This window comes from Acinetobacter sp. NS-4 (assembly GCF_037402435.1).
Classification (GTDB): domain Bacteria; phylum Pseudomonadota; class Gammaproteobacteria; order Pseudomonadales; family Moraxellaceae; genus Acinetobacter.
Genome location: NZ_JBBEUE010000008.1, coordinates 28,130 through 51,262, shown reverse-complemented (window position 1 = coordinate 51,262; position 23,133 = coordinate 28,130). Strand labels below are relative to the sequence as shown.

The following is a 23,133-nucleotide window of genomic DNA, read 5'->3' as shown; positions in this document are numbered from 1 at the left end:
AGAACTGATTAAATATGTAGATCAAAGAAATTAAGCAAGCCGACACTCTATATAAAGAATCAATCCTTTCAAGAGACATGCTAAATCTAAAGCTATCACAAATACCGTTAGTGAGATACAGTAGCTTCATTAATAAACTCTCGACAACGTTTTTTCATAGCTTCAGCATAAGGAACATGTGCATTGGTATTTTGAACGTTGAAGTCCAAGCCAATTTTGCTTTCTAAACCAAAGTTATTGATGACTTTTTTACTCTTACGTTCAATATCAATGCGGTTAAATAAATTCGCTAACCCATCTAAACGACATGAATCGACAAAGCTATCGAAACCATTGATATAAATCACCGGTGTACCTAAAGCTAAACATGGTAAAGCACAGTGAATACGTGAAGTAATCACAAGTTTTGCGCGGGCATACTTATGCAACAGGTCTTCTGCCATCGCAAACTTCTGCTCTTCGGTATAGGTACGTGCCGGTAATTCTTGCTCAATATAGTGTGCTTTTGCTAAAAATTCTGGCGTAAAGATCTCTTGCATAAATTGATCTTTGATGTGCATGTTAAAGATTTCACCATTACGCACTGAACGTAAGACTGAACGTACGTCATAGAAAATACGTTGCTTATTCGGGAAGCCATACAACGGATCAACGATATAAATGTCATCGCCACGCTCTGAATCATCAATTTTATAGCTGTCTAAGGTTAAAGTCATACAACCCGAGAAGTACGCCTCAATGCCTTTAGTTTTGAGTTGTTCCACTGTGAAGTGATCACGACAACCTATCGGCTGATTTTTTTTGAGGAAGTTAATCCCTTTTGCACTGAGCATATTCGGTGCAGCAGTATTATTAATATGGAATGAGACTAAAAGTGGATGAATTTTATCTACAGGTACCCAGTTGGTAGTGTTATGTGTAAACCAACCATTCATAATCAGTTGGATATCATCACCTTGATATTGTGCGAGTTTTTCACGATTAATGAATGTATCAACCTTCGGTAAAAACTGTTTTGCCGCTAGACTTTGAATATAGTCTCCTATATTGAAGGTACGCTGGTTTTCATCATAAATCATCAAACCATGTTTCATCTCATTGAACCTCTAATTTTTAAATAAACCTTAAATGCATTTGGGAAGATCCCAATAATTTTTCTTTTAAACTTGTCAATAAAAGATGTACGTTGCACAATTTCCAGCGCTAAACCTTGTGCAAGTTTTTGCTCAAGTTGTTGTTTACTATGTGGATGACCCTCAAATTGATAGATATCATCCTGTAATTGTAGTTTATGATAGGTTTTTTCCCAGTCGTAACGAATACCCTTGGTGGCAAAACCATCTTGCACAATCTTTTCGACATCATCATACAGTTGAGGACCCACCCTAAAGCCATAATCATTTGGATTGCCCCCAAATACAGTAATCGCAAGCATAGTACGATAACATTTTTCACACTCACTACAGTTTAAGCCATGATTAAATTCAGAATAACAAACACGTAAATTTAAGTTATATGGCAATTGCTGAGCATTCTTTACAATTAATTCTACTTTATCAATACGTGTAAGATCGAAACCATCGTGATGGACAAAAGTATCTGCCCAACGGGTATTTTGATCGATCTCAGGCATTGAGCCCCAAAATATTCTAAAGTTGACGTTATGTGTGGCTGCAATACTTAAATTGCCATAACCTAACACGTAGGCAAGCGGTGCTACCGAACAAGTTAAGCTCAGGCCATGTTGCACTTTGCCCCACCAACCACCTCCTTGCACTAACTCAGTGACATGATAGCTATAAAAATCACGGCAGTTCATTTCAATATAGCGCTTTGGATTGTTGTCGAGAATTCGCTCCGACTCCATACTATCGAGTGCCGTTTGCCACTGTTTGTGATCATCCAGCGGAATATCAGCACCACGTACCAACACGAGTTCAAGCTGTTTGTGGAAATTTCTAAAATAAGTGGCATAGGCATCCACCCCGCCACTAAACAACATCGCATCTGTTTTATGTTCGCTGTGATTACTCACTAATTGCTGCGCCACAATGTCAGATTTTTGCTGATGAATCTGTGGAAACTCTTTGGCAAAAATCTCTTTAACGTGTTGCATACCAGCATGGAATTTATCATCAATTTCACTGACGACAATATCAAACCCCAGCATCCAAGAAATAGGTAATAAATTTGCCACAAATGGAATCACCAAAATACTTTCAGGAACACCTTCTACACTGACGTCATAACGTGCAAAAAAGTCATCTTTGAAATACTTTTTCAGTTCTTTTGGAATTTCATAATGATATATGATTTTATGTCCAGATTCTTCTAAAATGATACTATTAATTTTTATACTGGCCATTTATCTACCTCTAATTCTCTGCACAAAAACTCGTTCTTCATTTGAAATTCCCCACTTATACATGAGTGCAAAATAAAGCATCGAAATTAATGCTGCTTTGCAGGCAAAAATAAGCCAAGAATCACCGTTCACATTTTCAGCGATAAAATATCCAATTACAACTGTAATTAAAGATACCTTAAATATATTGATTAACTTCTTAAAGAAATAAACCATATCGAGCTTGAGAAAATTATGATAATACGTCGTCATAATGATCAGTGAAATAATCCAACCTGCTGCTATTCCAATGATCATTCCATACACTGAATAATAATCGATCAAGAAATACCCCAATAGCAAGCCTAAGCTTAAAAATACCAAATAGATTTTGGCTTTAAATTTAAATAATTTTTTTGCATCCAACACTTGATTCGCAATTGCCTGTAATAAAGGCACGGTATACACTATCATAATGAGCAAAGCTACAAACCAAGCTTGTTGATAGTCATCACCCACCCAAAGGCGAATAAAATTCTGGCCAATCAGGACAAAATTCACCAAAATCAACATCAAGACAATCGCTGAAATTCGACCAATTTTGACCATATACTCAGTGAGTTCTTGCATACTATTATTTTGGTAGACTTTATAGGTGGTGCGTGCAATAAATACGCCAGAAACTGCCGTTGAAAATGCACCATAATAGGTACCCAATAAAATACCTAAACCATAAATGGCCACTGCAGTGTTATCAATTTTATAGCCAATCAGAATTTGTCCTGTTTGCCATTGGATTTGTGAAATCAATCCGAGTACAAACACCCAAAATGCATACTTATACAATTCTTTTAAAAATTTTGAATCGTAATAGCTTAGGTTAAATCGATGTGGATAAACTTTAAAAAAATAAAATAAGCTGCACAGCAGTACAGCTAAAGCCAATACAAAATCAATTAAAACTAAGAAGAAAATACTGCCGATTTGTATAAATAAGGCCAGAATAATCCCTAGTCTTAACAAACACTTCACTAAATTTACAGTTTTTAAGAAAATAAATTTCTCATATGCGGTTAAATAACCATTTAAAAAACCTGTAATTAAGTTAATAATACTGGTGAACAGAAATAATGCGAAAACAATATTTAGATTATCTTTTAATATCTCTGTCTGAATCAAAGTGTCTAAATTCAAATACAGAATTCCACCAAGACCCAACATCATTAAAATAATAAAACTAATCACCCGAAAAATGATACTGAAAAACTTCTGTTCTGTTTCAATATCATTTTGTGCCTTATATTTCGCCACAAAGCGAGTGATGGTACTGGTCATTCCTAAATCTAATAATGCAATATAGGCAATTAATGAGCCTAAGACTAAATATAAGCCATATTGTTCAGCACCTAATGCACGAACAATAATAGGGGTAGAAATTAAACCTGCAACATTGACTACAACGATGGTTAAATAGGATAAAATAATCCCTGTTTTTACTTCACTCAAAATACAAGATCCAAAATATGAGGGAATTAGCCTATAAACGTATATTAGTCTCTGATTTATCTAAAACATATTTTAAATCATATAAGATATGCTTTTCTTTACCTAAATTTCTAAAATCTTGGCTACTCATAGCTTTGAACTGATCATGTGCAACAGCTAATATTACTGCATCATAATAATGCTCCTGTAACTGGGTAATGGGCGTTAAACCATATTCATGTTTAGCCTCATCTATATCCACCCAAGGATCATAAATATCTAAGTCTAGTTCATATTCTTTTAAAGCATTAACCATATCTACAATTTTGGTATTACGTATATCAGGACAATTTTCTTTAAAACTTAAACCCATCACTAAAATTTTAGAACCCACAACCTGAATACGCTTCTTCACCATCTCTTTAATTAACTGAGTGGCAACATATTCACCCATACGGTCATTTAAACGACGTGCAGCTAAAATAATTTCAGGATGCAAACCAATAGACTGTGCTTTATGGGTTAAATAGTAGGGGTCGACACCAATACAGTGCCCTCCCACTAAACCTGGGCGGAAAGGCAAAAAATTCCACTTTGTACCTGCTGCCTTTAATACTTCTTCGGTATCAATCCCTAATTTATTAAATATCAAAGCCAATTCATTAATTAAAGCAATATTCACATCACGCTGGGTATTTTCGATCACCTTCGCAGCTTCAGCCACTTTTATACTTGAAGTCTTATATGTGCCTGCTTCAATAACCAAATTATAAACTTGGTCTACGAAGTCTGCGACTTCAGGCGTAGAACCCGAGGTTATTTTTAAAATATTGGTAACACGACGTAGCTTATCCCCTGGATTAATACGTTCTGGACTATAACCGGCAAAAAAGTCTTGGTTAAATGTCAAACCTGAAACTTGCTCTAAAACAGGAATACAGGTTTCTTCAGTTGCACCGGGATATACAGTTGATTCATAGACAACCACATCCCCTTTATTTAATACCTTAGCAATACTGGTTGAAGCTTTAATTAAAGGCGTTAAATCAGGTTGTTTAAAGTCATCTATCGGAGTAGGCACTGTTACAATAAAGAAGTTGCAGTCTTTTAAGTCTGCTAAATTTGCAGAATAACTGAGTTGACTGGTTTGTTTTAATTCTTCTGTCGAAACTTCTAAGGTATGATCATATCCACTCTTTAATTCATCAATCCGTTGTTGATGAATATCAAAACCCACTACCGATACTTTTTTACCAAATTCGACTGCTAAAGGTAAGCCGACATAGCCTAGACCAATCACAGCAATCTTGAGTTCTGACAAAGTTAGCATTTTTGAGCCTTGCTTATTTATATAATCTAAGAGGTAAATAAAAACAACTGTAACTATAGCAGAAAATCAAGTTTTTTCTGTTACTAATTTATATAAATATCCATTAAAAAAACTAACTAAATATTTTCAGAAAAATTGGTTTCTATTAGGGCGTGTCATCAATTAAGCCAGATGATTGTTGAAGCCAGGTAAATCGCTGATAAGAAGTTTTGAGCCAATTTATCATAGCGTGTGGCAATAGCACGATACTGCTTGAGCTTGGCAAAAAAGTTCTCGATCAGGTGTCTTGCCTTGTAGAGATGCCGGTCATAATCACGCTGATCAATAGAATTACTTTTTGCTGGCATCACAACCTGACCCTTCGCCTCTAAAATTGGATCAATGACCCGATCCCTGGAGTTGTAGTCTTTATCCATAAGCCAGGTCTGGCTCAACGATAAGTCCAGCAACACATCTGAACCGTTTAAGTCATGGGCCTGCCCATCAGCGAGATAAATCCTGTCGGGTTGCCTAAAGCATCAGTACGGGCATGAATTTTGGTGCTTAAGCCACCTTTACTGCGTCCAATCGCCTGATTTTTTCCCAGCGCTGTGTTGATGAGCACGTACAATAGTGGAGTCTAACATAGCATATTCATTGTCACTGTCATGTGACAGCACTTCAAAGACCCTCTGCCATATACCTGTTTTAGCCCAACGGCTAAAACAGGTATGCACGACTCTAAAATCACCAAAGCGTTCTGGTAAGTCTCGCCACGGGATACCTGAACGATACCGATACAATACCGCTTCAACAAATAGTCGGTTGTCTTTGGCCGTTACTCCAACAGTACCCGTTCGTTCAGGTAACACAGATCTTTAATCTGTTCCCACTGATCATCTCTTAATGCATAGCGTTTAGTCATAAAAGTATAATGAGGACAAAGCGGTTTTCCTCAAGTTAATTGATGACACGCCCTAGAGTCTGTTGACATTTGCTGTGCAAAAAAATAGCGAGAAAGTAGAATCAATCGCCAAACCAAATCTACTCCTCGCTATGCCTCGTACAATGCTGACTGATCAACACTGGTTAAAGCTCAAATCTATTGTCCATAATTTTGGCATTTACCTCAAACAGAATCTTCAAAATTTTATTGAAGCTATTCTTTATCGAATTCGAACTAGATGCCCCTGGCGCGATTTACCTGAAGTTTTTGGTAAGCCAAACTCCATTTTTAAGAAGTTCACGCGTTGATGCAAATACAGTAAGTTAATAAAAATATTTAAATTATTGTCAAAGCATACAGATCTGGAATGGGTGTTATTGATGCCAATCATGTTCGTGCACATCAGCATGCAGCAGGAGTCAAACATCAGGCCATTTTTCAAAGAGCAGTGGCGGAAACAGTTCTAAAATTCACTTAGCTGTTGATGCAAATGGCACTCCTATAGAATTTATTATTGATGATGGAACAACGCATGATGTAAAGGTTGCACCAGATTTAATTGATGGTTTGGACTTGAAAAATACAGAAATATTGTGCACTGACAAAGGTTATGACTCAGAATCGCTCAGAGCAAAGATAAATAGCACAGGAACTCAAGCGAATATTCCTAGAAGACACAACTCAAAAATTAGTAATACAGACATAGATTGGTATTTATATAAAATTAGACACTTAGTTGAGAATGCTTTTGCAAGACTTAAACAATTCAGGGGCATTTCTACTCGTTATGACTAGCTAAAGCGGAACTATGAAAATTCTGTCGCTTTAGCCTGCATATTTATTTGGCTACCATTATGAAATGTCAATAGACCCTACATTGAATAGTAGATTCTTTTTTTAATTAAATACCTTTCATCTATTTAACCATCATAAATAGGTTACAATTTGTCATATTTTTTTTGTGATGAGAAAGGTAGAATAGATCGAATTCAAGTTCTTAATAATTTTTACAATAGGGTTTAGAGTGAGAAAAATTCAATACGCTGCTTTATTGGTTTTAAGTTGCTCCATGGCAGGTTGTGCAATTACTTCTGGTTTACAAACTTATGACTTACCAAATGAAGGAGTTTACCAAACGGATTTAGGCACTCAGGTGAATATCATTAAACTCACTCAAGAATCCTTATTTGCGGTACAGCCTGCCGAAATTAATCTTCGTCAAGATTATTCGCATTTATTTAATACTTCTCATAAAAATTATAAACTCAGTGCGGGCGATGTTCTTTCTATTTATTTATGGGCTTATCCTGAAATTTCAGGAAGTAATACCGACCCTAATAATGGTTATCAGATTGACCAAAATGGTTATATTCAATTTCCCATGATTGGTCGATATAAGGCGGTTGGAAAATCCTTAACCCAGATCAATCAGGAATTACGTAGCCAGCTTACCCGTTATTTAAAAACACCTGATGTGATTGCACGGGTGGTGTCTTATCAAGGTCAGCACTTTTCTGTACAAGGTAATGTCTCTAAGAGCGGACAATTCGCACTGAGCGATCAACCTATCAGTGTATATACCGCTTTAGGTATGGCAGGTGGTGTGAACTCTCAGCAGGGCGATAACACTTCGATTACTCTGGTCAGACAAGGTCGTACGTATAAACTCAATACGATTGAGCTGGAAAAAGCCGGACTCTCTTTACACAACTTATTAATCCAACCAAATGACACCTTGTATGTCAATTCACGTGAAAACCAAAAAATTTATGTGATGGGTGAATCGGGTAAAAACCAGTCCTTACCTATACGTGATCAAGGCATGAGTTTAAGTGATGTTTTGGGTGAAAGTTTAGGTTTAAATCCGCTGTCTGCCAGCCGCAGTAAAATTTATGTGGTACGTAGTCAGCCAAATGCTACACATACTGAGGTCTACCAGATGGACTTGACTAGTATCGCTGATTTTGGTTTAGCCAATCAGTTTAAAATGCGCAGTAATGATATTGTCTATGTCGATGCTTCAGGCTTGGCGCGTTGGCAACGTGTAATTAATCAGGTTATCCCTTTTTCTAGCCTTGTTAATGCCTCCAACAATTTGGGCAATTAACATGAATATTCAAAATATTCTTGTGGTTTGTGTAGGCAATATCTGTCGTAGTCCGATGGCTGAATATTTCTTAAAACAGCAGTATGCGAATCTTCATATTGAGTCCGCAGGTATTGCTGCTTTAGTCGGCCATGCTGCAGACCCCAAAGCTACACTTTGTATGCAGCATTTGGGTATTGATATGAGTACTCATACTGCGAAAAAACTGGATGCAAAGCAAATTAAGCAAGCAGACTTGGTTTTAGTGATGAGTCAAAATCAGCAAAAGCATATAGAGCAGACCTGGCCTTTTGCGAAAGGAAAAACTTTTCGCTTAGGGCATTGGCAAGGCAAAAACGTTCCTGACCCTTACCAGCATGAGCAATTGGTCTTTGATGAAACCTGTCAGCTCATACAAGAATGTATTCGCGACTGGACACAACATATTTAACTTTTTGATAGCAAGATTATGAGCCAAAATACCAATACTGAAGATACAATTGATTTAAAAGAGCTATTTTTCTCGCTGATTGCTCAATGGAAGCTGATTGCCCTGTGTGTCATTTTAAGTCTGGTGTGTGCCTTACTGTATTTAAGAGTCACACCGGATACCTATTCAGTTGATGCATTGGTCCAAGTTGAAGAAAGCAAGGGAACTTCTGCTGCTTTATTGGGTGATTTATCCAATATGATTGAGCAGAAGCAACCCGCTCAAGCTGAAATAGAACTGCTAAAATCCCGTTTGGTACTGGGTTCAGTCATTAAAAACTTAAACCTTGATTTAAAAATTTCAGGGACAGAAAACAGTTTTTTTGATCGTTTATTACATCCCCATGATTATCAAACCCAATACCAGGCTAAATCAGTACGATTTAAAGATGATGCCAAATCCTTCGAGGTACGTCAGTTTGAAGTTCCGGCTGCATATTTAGACAAAAATTTGCTGCTTAATTTTGAGAATAATACGTTTAGCCTGACAGATCCTGCCACCAATCAGGTGGTTTTGAGCGCCCCAATCAATCAGAATAATCAACATCATTATGAATATGGCACGTGGAAAGTGGCCATTTATACCCAAAGTCAGTTAAAAGACCGCTACAACATTCAAAAAATGTCTTTACCCGCAGCAATGAGTTCAATTACAGATAACTATTCTGTAGCTGAAAAAGGTAAAATGACCGGCATCTTGGGCCTCAATTATCAAGGTCAAGATAAACAACATATTACCAAAGTCCTTAACTCAATTCTGGTTGCCTATAGTCAACAAAATATTGAACGCCGCTCTGCTGAAACAGCTCAAACATTGAAGTTCTTAGATGAACAACTCCCTGAATTAAAACAGCAGCTGGATGTGGCCGAACGAGAATTTAATAAATTCCGCCAACAATATAATACTGTTGACGTGACCAAAGAATCTGAACTGTATTTAACCCAGAGCATTCAACTTGAAACCTCCAAAGCTGAACTGGAGCAGAAACTGGCGGAAGCTGCTGCAAAATACACCAATGAACATCCGGTGATGGAGCAAATGAATGCTCAACTGGGCGCAATCAATAAGAAAATTGCTGAGCTGAATGACACCTTAAAACAGTTGCCAGACTTGCAACGCCGTTATTTGCAGCTTTACCGTGAAGTTGAAGTCAAGCAGCAACTTTATACTACCCTGCTTAACTCATACCAGCAATTGCGTATTGCCAAAGCAGGTGAAATTGGTAACGTCCGCATTGTAGATACCGCCGTTGAGCCAATTAAACCAATTGCGCCGAAGAAATTACAGATTCTGATTTTATCCATCTTTCTGGGCGGTTTTCTTGGAACCTTACTGGCTTTATTACGCAATATGATGCGCTCTGGAATTAAAGATGCTAATCAGATTGAAAATGAACTGGATTTACCTGTCTATGCCACTGTTCCGCGTTCACCAGTTCAAGAAAGTCGTATTAAACTGCTGAAAAAGAAAAAGCATATTCCTATTTTGGCCATTAAAAATAGCGATGATATTGCCATCGAAAGCTTACGTAGCATGCGTACCGCCATTCATTTTGCTTTAAGCAAAGCCAAAAACAATATCATCATGATTTCCGGCCCCGCTCCAGAAGTCGGTAAGTCCTTTATTTCGACCAACTTAGCGACAATTTTGGCACAAAGTAATAAACGGGTCTTGATTATAGATGGGGATATGCGTCGTGGTTATTTGCATAAATACTTTACCCAAGACAATCAAGCGGGTTTAGCGGAATATTTAAATGGTCAACAAACACTTGAAAGTATTGTTAAATCTACTGACGTTCCCCACCTGGATGTAATTACTCGTGGCAAAAGTCCTGTGAATCCTTCAGAGCTTTTAAGTTCAGCAAAATTCTCGGAACTTTTAGAACAAATTTCACCCCGCTATGATCACGTTATTATCGATACCCCACCTGTACTAGCAGTAACAGACGGTATTATCATTTCACAATATGCGGGTGTAAATTTAGTCATCGCACGATATGCAAAATCACAGATGAAAGAACTGGAATTAACTGTCAATCGTTTTGAACAAGTCAATGTTAAGGTCAATGGCTTTATTCTGAATGATATTCAACGTGGCTCGGGCGCTTATGGCTATGGCTATGGCTATAACTATACTTATGGTTATAAGGCCTCGAAAGATAATGATTAAATCTTTTTTATCGATATCTTTTAAAGCATTGTAAGCTAAAGCCAGTGGAAATCACTGACTTTAGCTTTTGAGGCTTATTTTACGGAAATAAAAAACAGATATTTTATTGTATGAGAAATGTTTTATATATTCAGACTGTTATAGAATAGTGAAGTTGATAAGAATATATTGGATTTCTGTACAACACGATTCGCTCGAAACGTGCTGGATAGAAAAGTCTGCTAAAATTAATGCAACTTTTTTAATATAAAATGATTTTGGGAAAACCTATGAGTAAAGCCTTACCCATCGCTGTCGCTGTTATTTTAGGCGGTGCTGCACTTGTACCTGTTTATTATGCAACTCAAAACCCGGCTACTGCGACATCAAAAGCATCAAAAAATGCCTCTGCTGTTGAAAAAATCAGTTATGCACTTGGTTATGAAGTCGCACATCAAACACCGCCTGAATTAGATATTAATAGCTTTGTTACAGGTGTACGTGAAGGTCATGCTCGTAATAAACCGGCTTATACAGAACAAGAACTTCAACAAGCCTATCAGCAGTTCCAAAAAGAAATGCAACAGAAACAGCTTGATCAAGCAAAAACAGCTCAATCATCAAGTGACAATTTCTTGGCTGAAAACAAGAATAAACCAGGTGTAATCACCACAGCTTCAGGTTTACAGTACAAAATCATCAAGGAAGGTACAGGTAAGCAGCCGACTGCAACTTCTGTTGTTACCGTGCATTACAAAGGCCAACTGGTCGATGGCAAGGTATTTGACAGCTCGATTGAACGTGGGCAACCTATTGAATTCCCCCTCAATCAGGTGATTCCAGGTTGGACTGAAGGCTTGCAACTGATGAAGGAAGGCGGTAAAGCTACCCTTTATATTCCTTCACAATTAGGCTATGGTGAACAGGGCGTTCCGGGTATGATTCCTGCCAATAGCACCCTTATTTTTGATGTTGAGCTGATTAAAGTAAAATAAAAAATGAAGGAGAGCTTTTGCTCTCCTTATTTATCTTGAGATAAGAAAATGAAAACACCTATAACACTACTTTGTTTATGCATGTGCACCACGGTAAGTTTTGCAAAACCGGTGACCAATACCAGCAGTTTAAAGGAACAAGTTGGTTACAGCTTTGGTTATTTAATGGGACGTAGCAATGCTGAATCGTTTAAAGATTTAGACCTGGAGGCTTTCATCCTTGGTTTAAAGACAGCCACTGAAGGCGGTAAATCTGCCCTAACCGATGAGGAAATGGCTCGAGTTCTGAATCAACAGAAAAAACAGAGTGAAGCCAAACAACTGATTGAATTAAAACAAAAGGCCGAGGCAAATGCCAAGACTGGAGCTGAATTTTTAGCTGCCAATGCCAAAAAAGAAGGCGTTCAGACCACCAAATCGGGTTTGCAATATCAGATTTTAAAACAGGGTAATGGCAAATCACCAAAGGCCAATTCCATGGTGAAAGTCAATTATGAAGGCCGATTGATTGATGGAACGGTATTTGACAGTTCAATTGCCCGAAATCAGCCAGCGGAGTTTCAGCTGAGCCAAGTTATTCAGGGCTGGACTGAAGGTCTACAGCTCATGAAAGAAGGTGCCAAATATCGCTTTTTCATTCCAGCGCAACTGGGTTACGGCCAAATTGGTTCTGGGGATGTGATTGAACCGAATAGCACCTTAATTTTTGATGTTGAACTGCTTGAGGTATTACCTAAATCCAGCAAATAATGGATTAGTCCCTTTTCACTAGAAAATAGCGAGTGAGTCAATCTCAGTCTCCCCCAACAGTCATGGCTGCTCGCTTTTTATCAGGAATCATATTCCTCATCCCCTATCATGCGCTTAGCCATTAAAGAAGCCATTATTGCTAAATTTTGCCTCTCAATTAGCTATCTCTCCATCCCTCTTAGATGAAATTAAAAACTATATTTATTCAATACTTAGATTAATTATGTGGCGAATTAAAAGCATGTTTCAATTTATGCATAATAGTATGCCGTCAAAATTGACCGATCTTGTACAATCATTAAAGAAATTCATTTCTATATTTTAATCAATACGTTTTTTATTCATTACAAGGATTGCATCAATGGCCCTGAGTATTAAAACCCGCGAAATTCAGTACACCGCGCCAGACGGAACACATTTGATCGGATACTTTGCCGCACCTGAATCGGAAAAACCGCTCGCGGGCATTATTGTTGCGCCAGAATGGTGGGGACGAAATGATTACACCGAACAACGTGCGCGCGAGCTGGCCGAACACGGCTATGCGGCTCTTGCCATTGATATGTACGGAGATAAAAAAGTCACCACGGCTGTGCCTCAGGCTAGTGAATGGATGATGCAAACCTTTGAAGATCCTGAAACAATTGTGACTCGTGCGTCCGCAGGTTTAGCCACATTAGCTGCGCAAGAAGAAGTAAATGCAGATAAACTCGCAGCTGTAGGCTTTTGTTATGGTGGTAAGGTGGTACTTGATCTGGCACGTTCCGGAGCAAATCTACAGGCTGTAGCGACCTTTCATGGCAACTTGACCCCGAAAGCCCCGGCACAACCCGGACAGGTGAAAGCAGAAATTTTAGTGCTTCACGGAGAACTGGACAGCATGGTCAGCCTGGAAGATGTAGCGCGCTTTAAAGACGAAATGCATGCTGCTCAAGTTGAGCATAAAGTCATTATCTTTGAAGGTGCTAAACATGGCTTTAGCAACCCGCTTGCAGACGAGCGTGCCAAAGCCAATGGAGTTGACCTGGGTTATAACGCGGCAGCTGAACAGCAAGGTTTATCTGCCATGTACCAATTATTTAAAAAGCAACTTGGTGAATAACGATGAAGGTGAAAATGGCTCTGCTATTTTTACCCATCCAGTGACATGGATCATTTAAGAGAGGATAGAACAATGACTGAAAATAATTGCCCATATTGTAACTTTGATGAATATGACATCATTGATAAAAATGATTTCGGTGTAATTTTACCCGAGCCAAATGCTTTATCTAAAGGTCACTCGGTTATTGTTCCTCTGCGCCATATCAGCTCTTTTTTTGATATTACAGATAAAGAACGTAAAAGTTTGATGTCCCTGCTTGAGCTTGCCCGTAATGAATTAAAGTTACGTTACCATCCTTCAGGTTTCCATATTGGCTTTAATGATGGTGCGGTGTTTGGTCAGGCGGATGAACATCTGCACATCCATATTATTCCACGCTATGAAGGCCAAACCCTGAAATTGGATGAGCGTTGGGGCATGCTTAGCGAATAAAAATGGACTGGGCTTTATCAATCAAAAAATGATGCTTCGGCATCATTTTTTTGCTTCTAGCACCACCGCAGTCCCAGACAATTTTCGTTATACTATTCATCTATTCCCAATCTACGGTTCACATGTCACAGTTTTCTTTTGCCGATGCCCTGCTTTCCTGGTTTGATATTCATGGTCGTCATGATTTGCCCTGGCAAGTGGTAGATGATCCTTATAAGGTCTGGGTCTCTGAAATCATGTTACAGCAAACCCAAGTTAAGACCGTGCTGCAATATTTTCAGCGTTTTATTGAGCACTTTCCCACAGTTGAAGATTTAGGACAGGCCAGTTGGGATGATGTGGCACCGTATTGGGCTGGTCTGGGTTATTATGCCCGTGCCCGAAATTTGCATAAAGCTGCGGGAATGGTGGCTCGTCAAGGTCATTTTCCAGCTACATTAGAAGAATGGATCGAGCTTCCCGGAGTTGGCCCGTCTACTGCAGGGGCCCTGATGTCACTGGGTTTACGTCAGTACGGCGTGATTATGGATGGCAATGTCAAAAGGGTATTGGCGCGTTTCTTTGCCATTGAGGATGATCTGTCCAAGCCTGTGCATGAACGTGCCATGTGGCAGCTGGCAGAACAGCTTTGCCCGGTTGAGCGTAATCATGACTATACCCAGGCGATTATGGACTTGGGTGCGACCATCTGTACGCCGAAAAAACCGTTGTGTTTATATTGCCCGATGCAACAGCACTGCAAAGCACATCAGCAGGGGCTAGAAACCGAACTGCCATTTAAAAAGGCCAAAAAACCTGTTCCGGTAAAATCAGCACAAGTTTTGCTGATTCAGTCGCATGGTCAATGGTTATGGCAACAACGCCCCAATAGTGGACTATGGGGCGGCTTATGGTGCCTGCCCATTATTGAAGATGCTGCCGAATTTGAGCAGCTGTGCCAATCTTTAGGCTTAAAAAAACTGCTGCATCGCGCTGCAATCAGCCATAGCTTTACCCATTTTACCTGGCAACTGGAAGCCCTGTGTTTTGAGCTGGATGCGGATCAGCAGGAACATCTTGCAATCGAGCTGAATGGCACATGGTTAACGCCACAAAAGGCAACAGCCATGGGCCTGCCCACTGCAATGAAAAAATTGATCTCTGCTGTAAATTTATGACATAGTCAGGCATAAGACTTTAAAAGAATTTTCATAGTCATAAGCATGAAAAAAGGATGCCGCGTGCTACGTTTTATTTCGACCTTATTTTTGGGTTTGAGCATTTTATGGATTGCAGCATGTACCTCGACGCCGAAAAAGCCTTCCACTACCCCACTTCCTCCAGCTCAGGTGCAAAAGCTGAAGAGTATGCAACTGAAATCATCCTTGCCTATTCCTGTACAAAATATCAAGGCCAAACAGTTAAAAGATACCTGGGGCGCTTCCCGAAGTAGTGGCCGCACCCATGAAGGCATTGACATTATGGCTCCACGTGGAACAAAAGTGTTTAGTGCCACAGAAGGCCTCATTGCCGACTTACGCAATAACAATTTGGGTGGTAAAGTGGTTTGGATTTTGGGACCGGGTGGAAGCTGGCATTACTATGCGCATCTTGATGATCATAAGCGCAATTTACATGTTGGTGATTATGTGAAAAAAGGTGATCTCATCGGCTATGTCGGCAATACCGGCAATGCACGCCATACTGCCCCGCATTTGCATTACGGCATTTATCTTGAGGGTAAAGGTCGTGGTGTGGTCAATCCCTATCCGTATTTACGTTAATTTTTAGGAACTATTCATGTCAGAAGCGTTGATCAACCGTTTGGTCGAATTTGCTGAATCAGGCAACCAGCAAAAAATTGTTTTGGCGGGACAAACCCACCAGGGCTGGGTGATGGAAATTACTGAAGAAGCGCTTTTGATCAGTACCGGTTTTGCCGAAAAAACCGGTAAGGACATGTGGATTCAATTCACCGATTTACCGCAAGCCGAACTGTATTACTGGGATAACCAGCAAGATCAATGGACCGAATTTAAGCTATAAGTAGCTGAGGGGCATCACAATGTCGATTCAACGCTGTGGCTGGTGCTCAAATGATCCTGCTTATATGGCCTACCATGATCATGAGTGGGGCCAAGCCAGTCATGATGAAGCGCATTTATTTGAAATGCTGTGTCTGGAAGGCCAGCAAGCAGGTTTATCCTGGATTACCGTGCTGAGAAAACGCGATAGCTATCGGCAGCATTTCTTTCAATATCCCATTGCCGAGATTGCCCAGTTCAGTGATGCAGAACTTGAAGACAAACTGCAGGATGCCGGCTTGATCCGGCATATCGGCAAGCTCAAAGCGATTCGAGACAATGCCATTGCCTGGCAACATTTAATACAACAATTAAAACAACAACACAGCAATGTCAGCGACTGGTTATGGAGTTTCGTCAATCAGCAGGCTGTAGTCAATGATGTTCCTGATTATCGTCAGGCACCGGCCCAAACCGATATTAGCCTTGCACTATCCAAAGCCTTAAAAAAGAAAGGCTTTAAATTTGTTGGACCCACCACTTGTTATGCCTTTATGCAGGCTGTGGGTATGGTCAATGACCATGAAAATCACTGCGCGTTTAAAACAAGTTCATCATTAAAATGATCATGAAAGGATTTTGCCATGAGTAATAATATTATCCATGCCTATGCAGCCATGCAGGCCGGTGCAGCACTAGAGCCCTACCAATTTGATGCCGGAGAACTGCAGCCGCATCAAGTGGAAGTTAAAGTCGAATATTGTGGTCTATGTCATTCCGATATTTCCGTAATCAACAATGACTGGAAATCTTCGGTTTATCCTGTGGTGGCAGGACATGAAATTATTGGCACCATTACCCAGCTGGGTTCAGAAGCCAAAGGCCTAAAAGTAGGTCAGCGCGTAGGTATTGGCTGGACTGCAGAAAGCTGCCAACATTGTGATCCCTGTATTTCAGGTCAGCAAGTCATGTGTACTGGTGGACAGGTCGCTACGATTGTCGGACATGCGGGTGGCTTTGCCGATAAGGTTCGTGCCGGCTGGCAATGGGTTATTCCCCTACCTGAAGATTTGGATCCCGAAAGTGCTGGCCCTCTGCTCTGTGGTGGTATTACCGTATTTGATCCAATTCTAAAACATCAAATTCAGGCCATACATCATGTGGGTGTGATCGGGATTGGCGGCTTAGGTCATATGGCGATCAAACTGCTGAAAGCCTGGGGCTGTGAAATTACCGCCTTTACTTCTAATCTGGATAAGACTGAAGAGCTAAAGGCCATGGGTGCAGATCATGTGGTGAATAGCCGCGACCTTCAGGACATTAAATCACACCGTGGTAAGTTTGATTTATTGCTGAGTACCGTTAATGTCACTCTGGACTGGTCGGCCTATTTAAGCACTCTAGCTCCAAACGGGACGGTACATATGCTGGGTCTGGTGCTTGAACCGATGCAGATCTCAGCTGGTTCGCTAATTGGGGGTGCTAAATCAGTAACTGGTTCACCGACAGGTTCTCCTGCTGCACTGCGTCAGTTATTGAAATTTGCTGCGCGTAAAAATATTGCACCGCAAATTGAAGTTTTTCCGATGTCGCAACTCAATCAAGCAATTGAACACCTACATTCCGGTAAAGCCCGTTATCGTATTGTGTTAAAAGCTAATTTCTAATTTTTCTTTCATCTTGCTAAATTTTAGTCTACCCAACCGATACAGTTGGGTAGATTTCCATAGATACTTCACATTTAAATCGCTTATAAATATCCTGCAAGCTTCCGCGCAAGAAACTCGATGAATAGATGCACCCGTTTCGGCAGGTGCTCTTGCCGATAATAAACCGCATGGATTTTTTGCTCACGTAGATGAATTTGATCTTCAAATAAGGCGTTCAGGCGGCCGGTCTGTAAATCTTCTTCCACCAAAAAACGTGATAAACAGCTGATTCCGATTCCTTCTAAAGTCAGCTGGCGAACTGTTTCACCACTGGATGCCTTGATTTTAGGATGTACGCTAAAATCTTCACCATGCAACTGAATTGGCCAGCTATTTAAATGTGTCGGTTGACTAAAACCCAGTAAGGTATGCTGCGATAAATCCGCAGCGGATTGCGGTATTCCCTTCTGTTCTAAATAGATCGGACTGGCCACAATATAGAGTCGGCTTCTGCACAATAATTTGGCGCGCAGACTTGAATCCTGCAATTCACCAAAACGGATTGCGACATCGGTTTTATGTTCCAGTAAATCAATGATCTGATCATGAGTATTCAGTTCAATTTCAATATTCGGATAATGCTGAATAAACTCCTGAATCAGCGGCACAATGACATGCAAAATAAAGGGTGTGGCGGAGTCCACCCGAATCAGACCGGAAGTATCACTATCCGATTGCAGCAATGCATCTTCGGCTGCAGCCAGATCATTGAGAATTTTACGGGCTTTTTCTAGAAATAACTGCCCTTCCTGGGTCAATTTAAGCTTACGGGTAGTCCGTTCCAACAAGGTCACATTCAGCTTGTTTTCAAGACGCTGCAAAGCACGACTGACTCCTGAGGTAGTCTGTGCTAAGCGCTCGGCTGCCATGACAATCGAGCCGCTATCTACAATGGTCACAAAGGCCTGTAATTCATCGATGGTCGATTTCATCTTCCGCTCATTTATTGATTTTTAATCAATAATATTTTGCAAATTCACCTATTTTTTAGCAACAATAAATTGTTCAAAATTGCGATCATCTTAAAACTTAAATACTGAGTCTATTATGGTTGTTCCATCGGCAATCATTTGGGCGGTAAGTTTGCCGACCTGTCTTTAGATAAAACCCTGATTGGCTTTTTAATACTGTTAATACTGTTAATGCTGATGATGCTCTTTTCTGTTTTAGCGACGACGGCTATCGGTGCAGGATTAGCTTTAGTCATTTGGGGTGCTGCTGCCTTTGCTGTGGTTTCTCCCCTACAAATACGGGTAATGTCAGTTGCACACGATGCACCAAGGCTGGCATCTTCAGTCAACATTGGTGCCTTTAATCTCGGTAATGCCTTAGGTGCAACCGTACTGAATATGGGACTGAGCTACACTGCGGTTTCATTTTCTGGTGCCGGACTCAGTCTAGGTGCTTTACGGTACTGATTCAAATCAAACTCGTAGCTCACAAAGCAGTGGATTATCAGCCCTGCTAATAAAATACAGCCAAGAAAAAAGTCCGCATCATGCGGACTTTTTATTTTTCCTGATTAACGTAAAGCTTCAGGTAACAGCGGAATATTCGAGGATTTGACGAGTTCTGCTTTCATCTTTTGCAGCATCTGATAAGGTTGTTGCTGTACAAACATATTCACAAAAGTTAAAGGAATAGAACCTTCTGGATTGGCATAACCATACGTTGAAACCTTAACCTTATTGTTAGCTAACTTCTGAAAAGTCCAATCCCCTTCATAATGGGTTAAACGAATATAATCGGGATTTTTCGGATAGCCTTTATCGACTGCCTTGTTTTTAATGCTGATGATGCCCTGTGCATCTTTCATCATTTTACCTTGTACCACTAAATCGCGATCTTTCAGCGGAAAAGGAAAATCCAGCACCATATACAATAAAAACTCACCTTTTTTATCGTCGCGTGAAAGGACTTTGATACTGCCCATATACGGCACCCATTTCACCGCATGGTCGACATCTAGAATCAGACCAACAGCTTTTTCAACAGGCGTATCGTAGGTGGTTTCAGCTTTATATAAAAATACCGGGTTTTGACTGTTTTGATAGGTCCAAACCTTAATATTATTCTTGTTAATACTGAGCTTGGCATTATCTACAGGTTTAGCCTGTGCAGTAGCAAGCATTGCTACTGCACAAGCCATGAATATCACTTTTTTCATTCCATTGTGCTTCTTATTTTAATTTTGCTGTGTATTGTTATAAATGATTTTAACGATTTTTTATACCTTAATATCGTTAAAACCCAGTACATCTTTCATGTCATATTTACCCGCTTCGCGGCCCACCACCCAAGCTGCGGCACGTACTGCACCTGCAGCAAAGTTCATACGGTTGGTTGCTTTATGCGTGATTTCAACACGTTCACCTTCGCCAATAAACATTACGGTATGTTCACCGACAATATCACCACCACGAATAGTCTGGAAACCAATACTTTGACGTTCGCGTGGACCCGTATGCCCTTCACGATGATAAACCGCATCTTTTTTCAAGTCACGACCTAAAGCACCGGCAATGGCTTCACCCATCATCAATGCTGTACCTGACGGTGCATCGACTTTATGACGGTGATGCGCTTCAATCACTTCAATATCAACAGTATCACCAAACACTTTGGAAGCAAGTTCCAACAGTTTAATAGAAACGTTCACGCCAACCGAATAGTTTGCTGCATAGACCACAGGAGTTTGAGTTGCGCTGTCATCCAGGAAGGCTTTTTGTTCGTCATTCATACCGGTAGTACCAATCACAATTGCCACGCCTGCTTCACGGCATAATTTTAAATGCTGGGCAGTTGCAACTGGTGCAGTAAAATCAATCACCACGTCACAGTCTTGCAAAACGTCTTGCAGACTACCCACCACTTTTACACCAACAGCACCAATACCTGCCATCTCACCGGCATCTGCACCAATCAGGCTGCTTTCAGGGCGTTCAACTGCTGCTGCAAGTTGATAACCTGCTTCTTTCACTGCCTGAATAAGGATGCGTCCCATACGGCCGCCTGCACCCAATACACCAATGCGTGGAGCTGCTGACATAACATATTCCCAATGTTGATTCTAAATTGTTCTTACTATATCAAAACTCTGTAATAACACTAAGTTTCGGTCTGAAATATTTTATTGAAAAAAAAGAGAAACTGGTCCTTACTAATACTTATGCCCAGGCACAATGTAACAGCTCAGCCTCAACTAGTTCATGTATTGAAAGTTCAGCGTTAAAAATAAATGATTTTTCTGCTGATTTTCATCTCCCTGTAAACATCACTGCGCAAACTACGCAACACGAACGATCAAAAGATGAATTATAAGGAGATCAGCATGAATTCGAAAAAAATCGCGTTAACCGTTTTTGTGGCAACACTGGTTACCACAGCATGGGCAGAACCTACAGTCCAAGCAGGGGATACTTTAGAAAGCTTGTCGAAAGTTAAAATTAACGTCAGCACACATCCGACTATGCAAGATCAAGGCTCAGAAAAAAAACCAGTAACAACTGAGCCAACTCCCCATTCGGAAACAGTATCGCAACTGATAGATGTCGAGGCTATTGACAAACCGATCATCGAATAATCGCTTAAATAGCTATAAAAAAGGGGGAATATTCAATATTCCCCCTTTTTTCAAACTGTATCTGAAATCAATCAAACAGACCAAAGAACGATTTTTTCTTTGGAGATGATTTATTGTCATCACCATCCATCGTTTCTTGCAATTCTTTTAATAACTCACGTTGACGAGCAGTCAAGTTCACTGGTGTTTCTACCACTACGCGGCAAAGCAAGTCACCCTGCATGCTAGTACGTACCGGTTTAACCCCTTTACCACGTAGACGGAACATTTTGCCAGTTTGAGTTCCCTCAGGAATTTTCAGGCTGACACGGCCATCCAACGTTGGAATCTGAATTTCTTTACCCAAGGCAGCATCAGCAATGCTGACTGGCACATCCATATACAGGTCTGCACCATCACGCTGGAAGATTTCATGCTCGCGCACGACTACTTCTACGTACAAATCACCGGATTGACCATCACGAATCGCTTCACCCTTACCGCTTAAACGTACGCGGTCGCCATTGTCCACTCCTGCGGGAATGGTCACTTCAAGGGTTTGCTGACGGTCTTTTACGCCTGAACCATGACAGGTGTTACATGGGTTCTTGATGATTTTGCCTTGACCGCGACAAGTGCTACAAGTCTGCTGAACAGAGAAGAAACCTTGCTGCATGCGCACTTGACCTGCGCCATGACAGGTTTTACAGGTTTCAACATCGTTCGGGTTTTTAGAACCTTTACCATCACAGGCCTCACAAGGTGCCGGTGCAGTAAAGGTAATGGTTTTTTTCACACCCTTAACCGCTTCTTCAAGCGTTAATTCAATAACGTAGCGCAGGTCTGATCCGCGACGTGCACGTTGCTGACCACGGCCACCGCCGCCACCAAACGCACCACCAAAGATGTCGCCAAACTGACTGAAAATGTCTTCTGCGCTGAAACCGCCACCGAAGCCACCACCGCCCATGCCGCCTTCAAAGGCGTTATGCCCCATACGGTCATACATGCTGCGTTTTTCGCTGTCGGATAAAATTTCATAAGCTTCAGCAGCTTCTTTAAATTTTTCTTCAGCTTCAGGGTTGTCCGGGTTACGGTCTGGATGATATTTCATCGCCAACTTACGGTAGGCTTTTTTAATTTCATCATCACTAGCGGTTTTAGCGACGCCCAAAACCTCATAATAATCACGTTTAGCCATGTCTGGCGATGCTCCTCACGGAATTTTATTTAATACTTAACTGTGGAGTGAAATTGGGGATGGAAACAAATTTTACAAGGGGACGAGGGGAAAAAAAATTTATCCAGCTTAGAAAACGGCTTTATTTTTGAAAAATCGGGAAATCCCTTTAAGCCAGGCATTCAACAGGAATAAGAAGGCAATCATGGCGAAAACCACGCCTGCAACAGTACAACCTTTTACCCAAACTGCACTATCCCAATAAAAGAAAATCAGCGGAATAAACCAGAGTGCTGCAAAACACACCAGAATCATATAAATCACAATATTACGCATAATCCAGAGGGCTTGGGCTTCAAGCCAGACCTCCACTTCATCCACCTGTGTGACTTTTCGCGCAAACCAATAAGCAAATATGCCACTAATCACAGTAAATAACGCGAAAAACATCAAGACATAGGAAATCGCAACGGAACGGCGAAGTCGGCTTAAGTTGTCTTGCTTCATGTGCGTTTCAACCCCATTTACCGCATGTTTAGAGTTTTAATATGCAGTAAATTGCTTGATAAAAATGTATACAAATATT

At 40.5% G+C, this 23,133-nt stretch carries 22 protein-coding genes and 3 pseudogenes; 15 read left to right on the top strand and 10 right to left on the bottom strand.

Annotated features, from left to right (window positions below; genetic code table 11):
- Window positions 1-107: 107 nt before the first annotated feature.
- From WAE57_RS08035 to WAE57_RS08015, 5 genes and pseudogenes are all read right to left on the bottom strand, one after another.
- On the bottom strand, window positions 108-1,094 hold the full coding sequence (locus WAE57_RS08035) for a polysaccharide pyruvyl transferase family protein (protein ID WP_337709873.1): 987 nt from the start codon (window positions 1,092-1,094) through the stop codon (window positions 108-110).
- Entirely contained in the window at window positions 1,091-2,365 is a 1,275-nt protein-coding gene (locus tag WAE57_RS08030; protein ID WP_337709871.1) for a hypothetical protein, read from the bottom strand. The genes WAE57_RS08035 and WAE57_RS08030 overlap by 4 nt, the downstream gene beginning before the upstream one ends.
- Complete coding sequence (locus tag WAE57_RS08025; RefSeq protein ID WP_337709868.1) at window positions 2,366-3,850, bottom strand: oligosaccharide flippase family protein; 1,485 nt, start codon at window positions 3,848-3,850, stop codon at window positions 2,366-2,368. It lies immediately after the preceding gene.
- A 31-nt stretch (window positions 3,851-3,881) separates the two neighbouring features.
- A complete protein-coding gene (gene tviB / locus WAE57_RS08020; protein ID WP_337709866.1) occupies window positions 3,882-5,159 on the bottom strand; it encodes a Vi polysaccharide biosynthesis UDP-N-acetylglucosamine C-6 dehydrogenase TviB in 1,278 nt (425 codons plus the stop codon).
- Between the two features lie 158 nt (window positions 5,160-5,317).
- Window positions 5,318-6,063 (bottom strand): annotated as a pseudogene (locus WAE57_RS08015) (IS5 family transposase).
- Between the two features lie 131 nt (window positions 6,064-6,194).
- On the opposite strand from WAE57_RS08015, the pseudogene WAE57_RS08010 reads away from it, so the two are divergent.
- The 13 genes and pseudogenes from WAE57_RS08010 to WAE57_RS07950 all read left to right on the top strand — a co-directional run bounded on the left by WAE57_RS08010 (window position 6,195) and on the right by WAE57_RS07950 (window position 17,763).
- A pseudogene (locus WAE57_RS08010) lies at window positions 6,195-6,942 on the top strand (IS5 family transposase).
- 211 nt (window positions 6,943-7,153) lie between these two features.
- Window positions 7,154-8,191 carry a polysaccharide biosynthesis/export family protein gene (locus WAE57_RS08005; RefSeq protein ID WP_337710037.1) on the top strand — a complete coding sequence of 346 codons (1,038 nt, stop codon included), beginning with the start codon at window positions 7,154-7,156 and terminating at the stop codon, window positions 8,189-8,191.
- A gap of 1 nt (window position 8,192) precedes the next feature.
- Window positions 8,193-8,621 carry a low molecular weight protein-tyrosine-phosphatase gene (locus WAE57_RS08000; RefSeq protein ID WP_337709864.1) on the top strand — a complete coding sequence of 143 codons (429 nt, stop codon included), beginning with the start codon at window positions 8,193-8,195 and terminating at the stop codon, window positions 8,619-8,621.
- Window positions 8,622-8,639: 18 nt separating this feature from the next.
- A complete protein-coding gene (locus WAE57_RS07995) occupies window positions 8,640-10,832 on the top strand; it encodes a polysaccharide biosynthesis tyrosine autokinase (protein WP_337709862.1) in 2,193 nt (730 codons plus the stop codon).
- Between the two features lie 269 nt (window positions 10,833-11,101).
- Complete coding sequence (locus WAE57_RS07990; protein WP_086176560.1) at window positions 11,102-11,806, top strand: FKBP-type peptidyl-prolyl cis-trans isomerase; 705 nt, start codon at window positions 11,102-11,104, stop codon at window positions 11,804-11,806.
- A gap of 48 nt (window positions 11,807-11,854) precedes the next feature.
- Window positions 11,855-12,556 carry an FKBP-type peptidyl-prolyl cis-trans isomerase gene (locus tag WAE57_RS07985; protein WP_086200096.1) on the top strand — a complete coding sequence of 234 codons (702 nt, stop codon included), beginning with the start codon at window positions 11,855-11,857 and terminating at the stop codon, window positions 12,554-12,556.
- Between the two features lie 361 nt (window positions 12,557-12,917).
- Window positions 12,918-13,658, top strand: coding sequence for a dienelactone hydrolase family protein (locus tag WAE57_RS07980; protein WP_337709858.1), 741 nt, complete (start codon window positions 12,918-12,920; stop codon window positions 13,656-13,658).
- A 72-nt stretch (window positions 13,659-13,730) separates the two neighbouring features.
- Window positions 13,731-14,093 (top strand): HIT family protein, encoded by a 363-nt coding sequence (locus WAE57_RS07975; RefSeq protein WP_237787560.1) that lies wholly within the window; start codon window positions 13,731-13,733, stop codon window positions 14,091-14,093.
- Between the two features lie 122 nt (window positions 14,094-14,215).
- A complete protein-coding gene (gene mutY, locus WAE57_RS07970; protein WP_337709856.1) occupies window positions 14,216-15,250 on the top strand; it encodes an A/G-specific adenine glycosylase in 1,035 nt (344 codons plus the stop codon).
- Window positions 15,251-15,313: 63 nt separating this feature from the next.
- Window positions 15,314-15,856, top strand: a complete 543-nt coding sequence (locus WAE57_RS07965; protein WP_337709855.1) for a M23 family metallopeptidase — start codon at window positions 15,314-15,316, stop codon at window positions 15,854-15,856.
- 16 nt (window positions 15,857-15,872) lie between these two features.
- Window positions 15,873-16,118: a hypothetical protein gene (locus WAE57_RS07960; protein WP_086196761.1), complete on the top strand. Its 246-nt coding sequence runs from the start codon at window positions 15,873-15,875 to the stop codon at window positions 16,116-16,118.
- Window positions 16,119-16,137: 19 nt separating this feature from the next.
- On the top strand, window positions 16,138-16,722 hold the full coding sequence (locus tag WAE57_RS07955) for a DNA-3-methyladenine glycosylase I (RefSeq protein WP_237787557.1): 585 nt from the start codon (window positions 16,138-16,140) through the stop codon (window positions 16,720-16,722).
- An 18-nt stretch (window positions 16,723-16,740) separates the two neighbouring features.
- Complete coding sequence (locus WAE57_RS07950; RefSeq protein WP_337709850.1) at window positions 16,741-17,763, top strand: NAD(P)-dependent alcohol dehydrogenase; 1,023 nt, start codon at window positions 16,741-16,743, stop codon at window positions 17,761-17,763.
- An 83-nt stretch (window positions 17,764-17,846) separates the two neighbouring features.
- Here the strand turns inward: WAE57_RS07950 and WAE57_RS07945 are convergent, their stop codons facing one another.
- Window positions 17,847-18,737 carry a LysR family transcriptional regulator gene (locus WAE57_RS07945; protein ID WP_337709848.1) on the bottom strand — a complete coding sequence of 297 codons (891 nt, stop codon included), beginning with the start codon at window positions 18,735-18,737 and terminating at the stop codon, window positions 17,847-17,849.
- A gap of 117 nt (window positions 18,738-18,854) precedes the next feature.
- Here WAE57_RS07945 and WAE57_RS07940 point away from each other — a divergent pair.
- Window positions 18,855-19,273: pseudogene (locus WAE57_RS07940) on the top strand (MFS transporter); the annotation flags it as partial.
- Between the two features lie 54 nt (window positions 19,274-19,327).
- Here the strand turns inward: WAE57_RS07940 and WAE57_RS07935 are convergent.
- Together WAE57_RS07935 and dapB are read right to left on the bottom strand one after the other, a co-directional pair.
- Window positions 19,328-19,972 (bottom strand): START domain-containing protein, encoded by a 645-nt coding sequence (locus tag WAE57_RS07935; protein WP_337709846.1) that lies wholly within the window; start codon window positions 19,970-19,972, stop codon window positions 19,328-19,330.
- 60 nt (window positions 19,973-20,032) lie between these two features.
- Window positions 20,033-20,854, bottom strand: coding sequence for a 4-hydroxy-tetrahydrodipicolinate reductase (dapB, locus tag WAE57_RS07930; protein ID WP_237787553.1), 822 nt, complete (start codon window positions 20,852-20,854; stop codon window positions 20,033-20,035).
- Between the two features lie 282 nt (window positions 20,855-21,136).
- On the opposite strand from dapB, the gene WAE57_RS07925 reads away from it, so the two are divergent.
- Window positions 21,137-21,388: a hypothetical protein gene (locus tag WAE57_RS07925; RefSeq protein ID WP_301432964.1), complete on the top strand. Its 252-nt coding sequence runs from the start codon at window positions 21,137-21,139 to the stop codon at window positions 21,386-21,388.
- A 67-nt stretch (window positions 21,389-21,455) separates the two neighbouring features.
- Here the strand turns inward: WAE57_RS07925 and dnaJ are convergent, their stop codons facing one another.
- Complete coding sequence (gene dnaJ / locus WAE57_RS07920; protein ID WP_086176573.1) at window positions 21,456-22,568, bottom strand: molecular chaperone DnaJ; 1,113 nt, start codon at window positions 22,566-22,568, stop codon at window positions 21,456-21,458.
- Window positions 22,569-22,676: 108 nt separating this feature from the next.
- Window positions 22,677-23,054, bottom strand: a complete 378-nt coding sequence (locus tag WAE57_RS07915; protein WP_086176574.1) for a hypothetical protein — start codon at window positions 23,052-23,054, stop codon at window positions 22,677-22,679.
- Window positions 23,055-23,133: the final 79 nt, after the last annotated feature.

Bases quoted from the DNA above. Each gene is read 5' to 3' on its own strand.
- WAE57_RS07925 (WP_301432964.1), top strand. From the start codon at position 21,137: ATGAATTCGAAAAAAATCGCGTTAACCGTTTTTGTGGCAACACTGGTT.
- WAE57_RS07995 (WP_337709862.1), top strand. From the start codon at position 8,640: ATGAGCCAAAATACCAATACTGAAGATACAATTGATTTAAAAGAGCTA.
- mutY (WP_337709856.1), top strand. From the start codon at position 14,216: ATGTCACAGTTTTCTTTTGCCGATGCCCTGCTTTCCTGGTTTGATATT.
- WAE57_RS07980 (WP_337709858.1), top strand. From the start codon at position 12,918: ATGGCCCTGAGTATTAAAACCCGCGAAATTCAGTACACCGCGCCAGAC.
- WAE57_RS08030 (WP_337709871.1), bottom strand. From the start codon at position 2,365: ATGGCCAGTATAAAAATTAATAGTATCATTTTAGAAGAATCTGGACAT.
- WAE57_RS07950 (WP_337709850.1), top strand. From the start codon at position 16,741: ATGAGTAATAATATTATCCATGCCTATGCAGCCATGCAGGCCGGTGCA.
- WAE57_RS07960 (WP_086196761.1), top strand. From the start codon at position 15,873: ATGTCAGAAGCGTTGATCAACCGTTTGGTCGAATTTGCTGAATCAGGC.
- WAE57_RS08005 (WP_337710037.1), top strand. From the start codon at position 7,154: ATGGCAGGTTGTGCAATTACTTCTGGTTTACAAACTTATGACTTACCA.
- WAE57_RS07985 (WP_086200096.1), top strand. From the start codon at position 11,855: ATGAAAACACCTATAACACTACTTTGTTTATGCATGTGCACCACGGTA.
- WAE57_RS08000 (WP_337709864.1), top strand. From the start codon at position 8,193: ATGAATATTCAAAATATTCTTGTGGTTTGTGTAGGCAATATCTGTCGT.
- WAE57_RS07915 (WP_086176574.1), bottom strand. From the start codon at position 23,054: ATGAAGCAAGACAACTTAAGCCGACTTCGCCGTTCCGTTGCGATTTCC.
- WAE57_RS07945 (WP_337709848.1), bottom strand. From the start codon at position 18,737: ATGAAATCGACCATCGATGAATTACAGGCCTTTGTGACCATTGTAGAT.
- dnaJ (WP_086176573.1), bottom strand. From the start codon at position 22,568: ATGGCTAAACGTGATTATTATGAGGTTTTGGGCGTCGCTAAAACCGCT.
- WAE57_RS07975 (WP_237787560.1), top strand. From the start codon at position 13,731: ATGACTGAAAATAATTGCCCATATTGTAACTTTGATGAATATGACATC.
- WAE57_RS08035 (WP_337709873.1), bottom strand. From the start codon at position 1,094: ATGAAACATGGTTTGATGATTTATGATGAAAACCAGCGTACCTTCAAT.
- WAE57_RS07955 (WP_237787557.1), top strand. From the start codon at position 16,138: ATGTCGATTCAACGCTGTGGCTGGTGCTCAAATGATCCTGCTTATATG.
- dapB (WP_237787553.1), bottom strand. From the start codon at position 20,854: ATGTCAGCAGCTCCACGCATTGGTGTATTGGGTGCAGGCGGCCGTATG.
- tviB (WP_337709866.1), bottom strand. From the start codon at position 5,159: ATGCTAACTTTGTCAGAACTCAAGATTGCTGTGATTGGTCTAGGCTAT.
- WAE57_RS07935 (WP_337709846.1), bottom strand. From the start codon at position 19,972: ATGAAAAAAGTGATATTCATGGCTTGTGCAGTAGCAATGCTTGCTACT.
- WAE57_RS07990 (WP_086176560.1), top strand. From the start codon at position 11,102: ATGAGTAAAGCCTTACCCATCGCTGTCGCTGTTATTTTAGGCGGTGCT.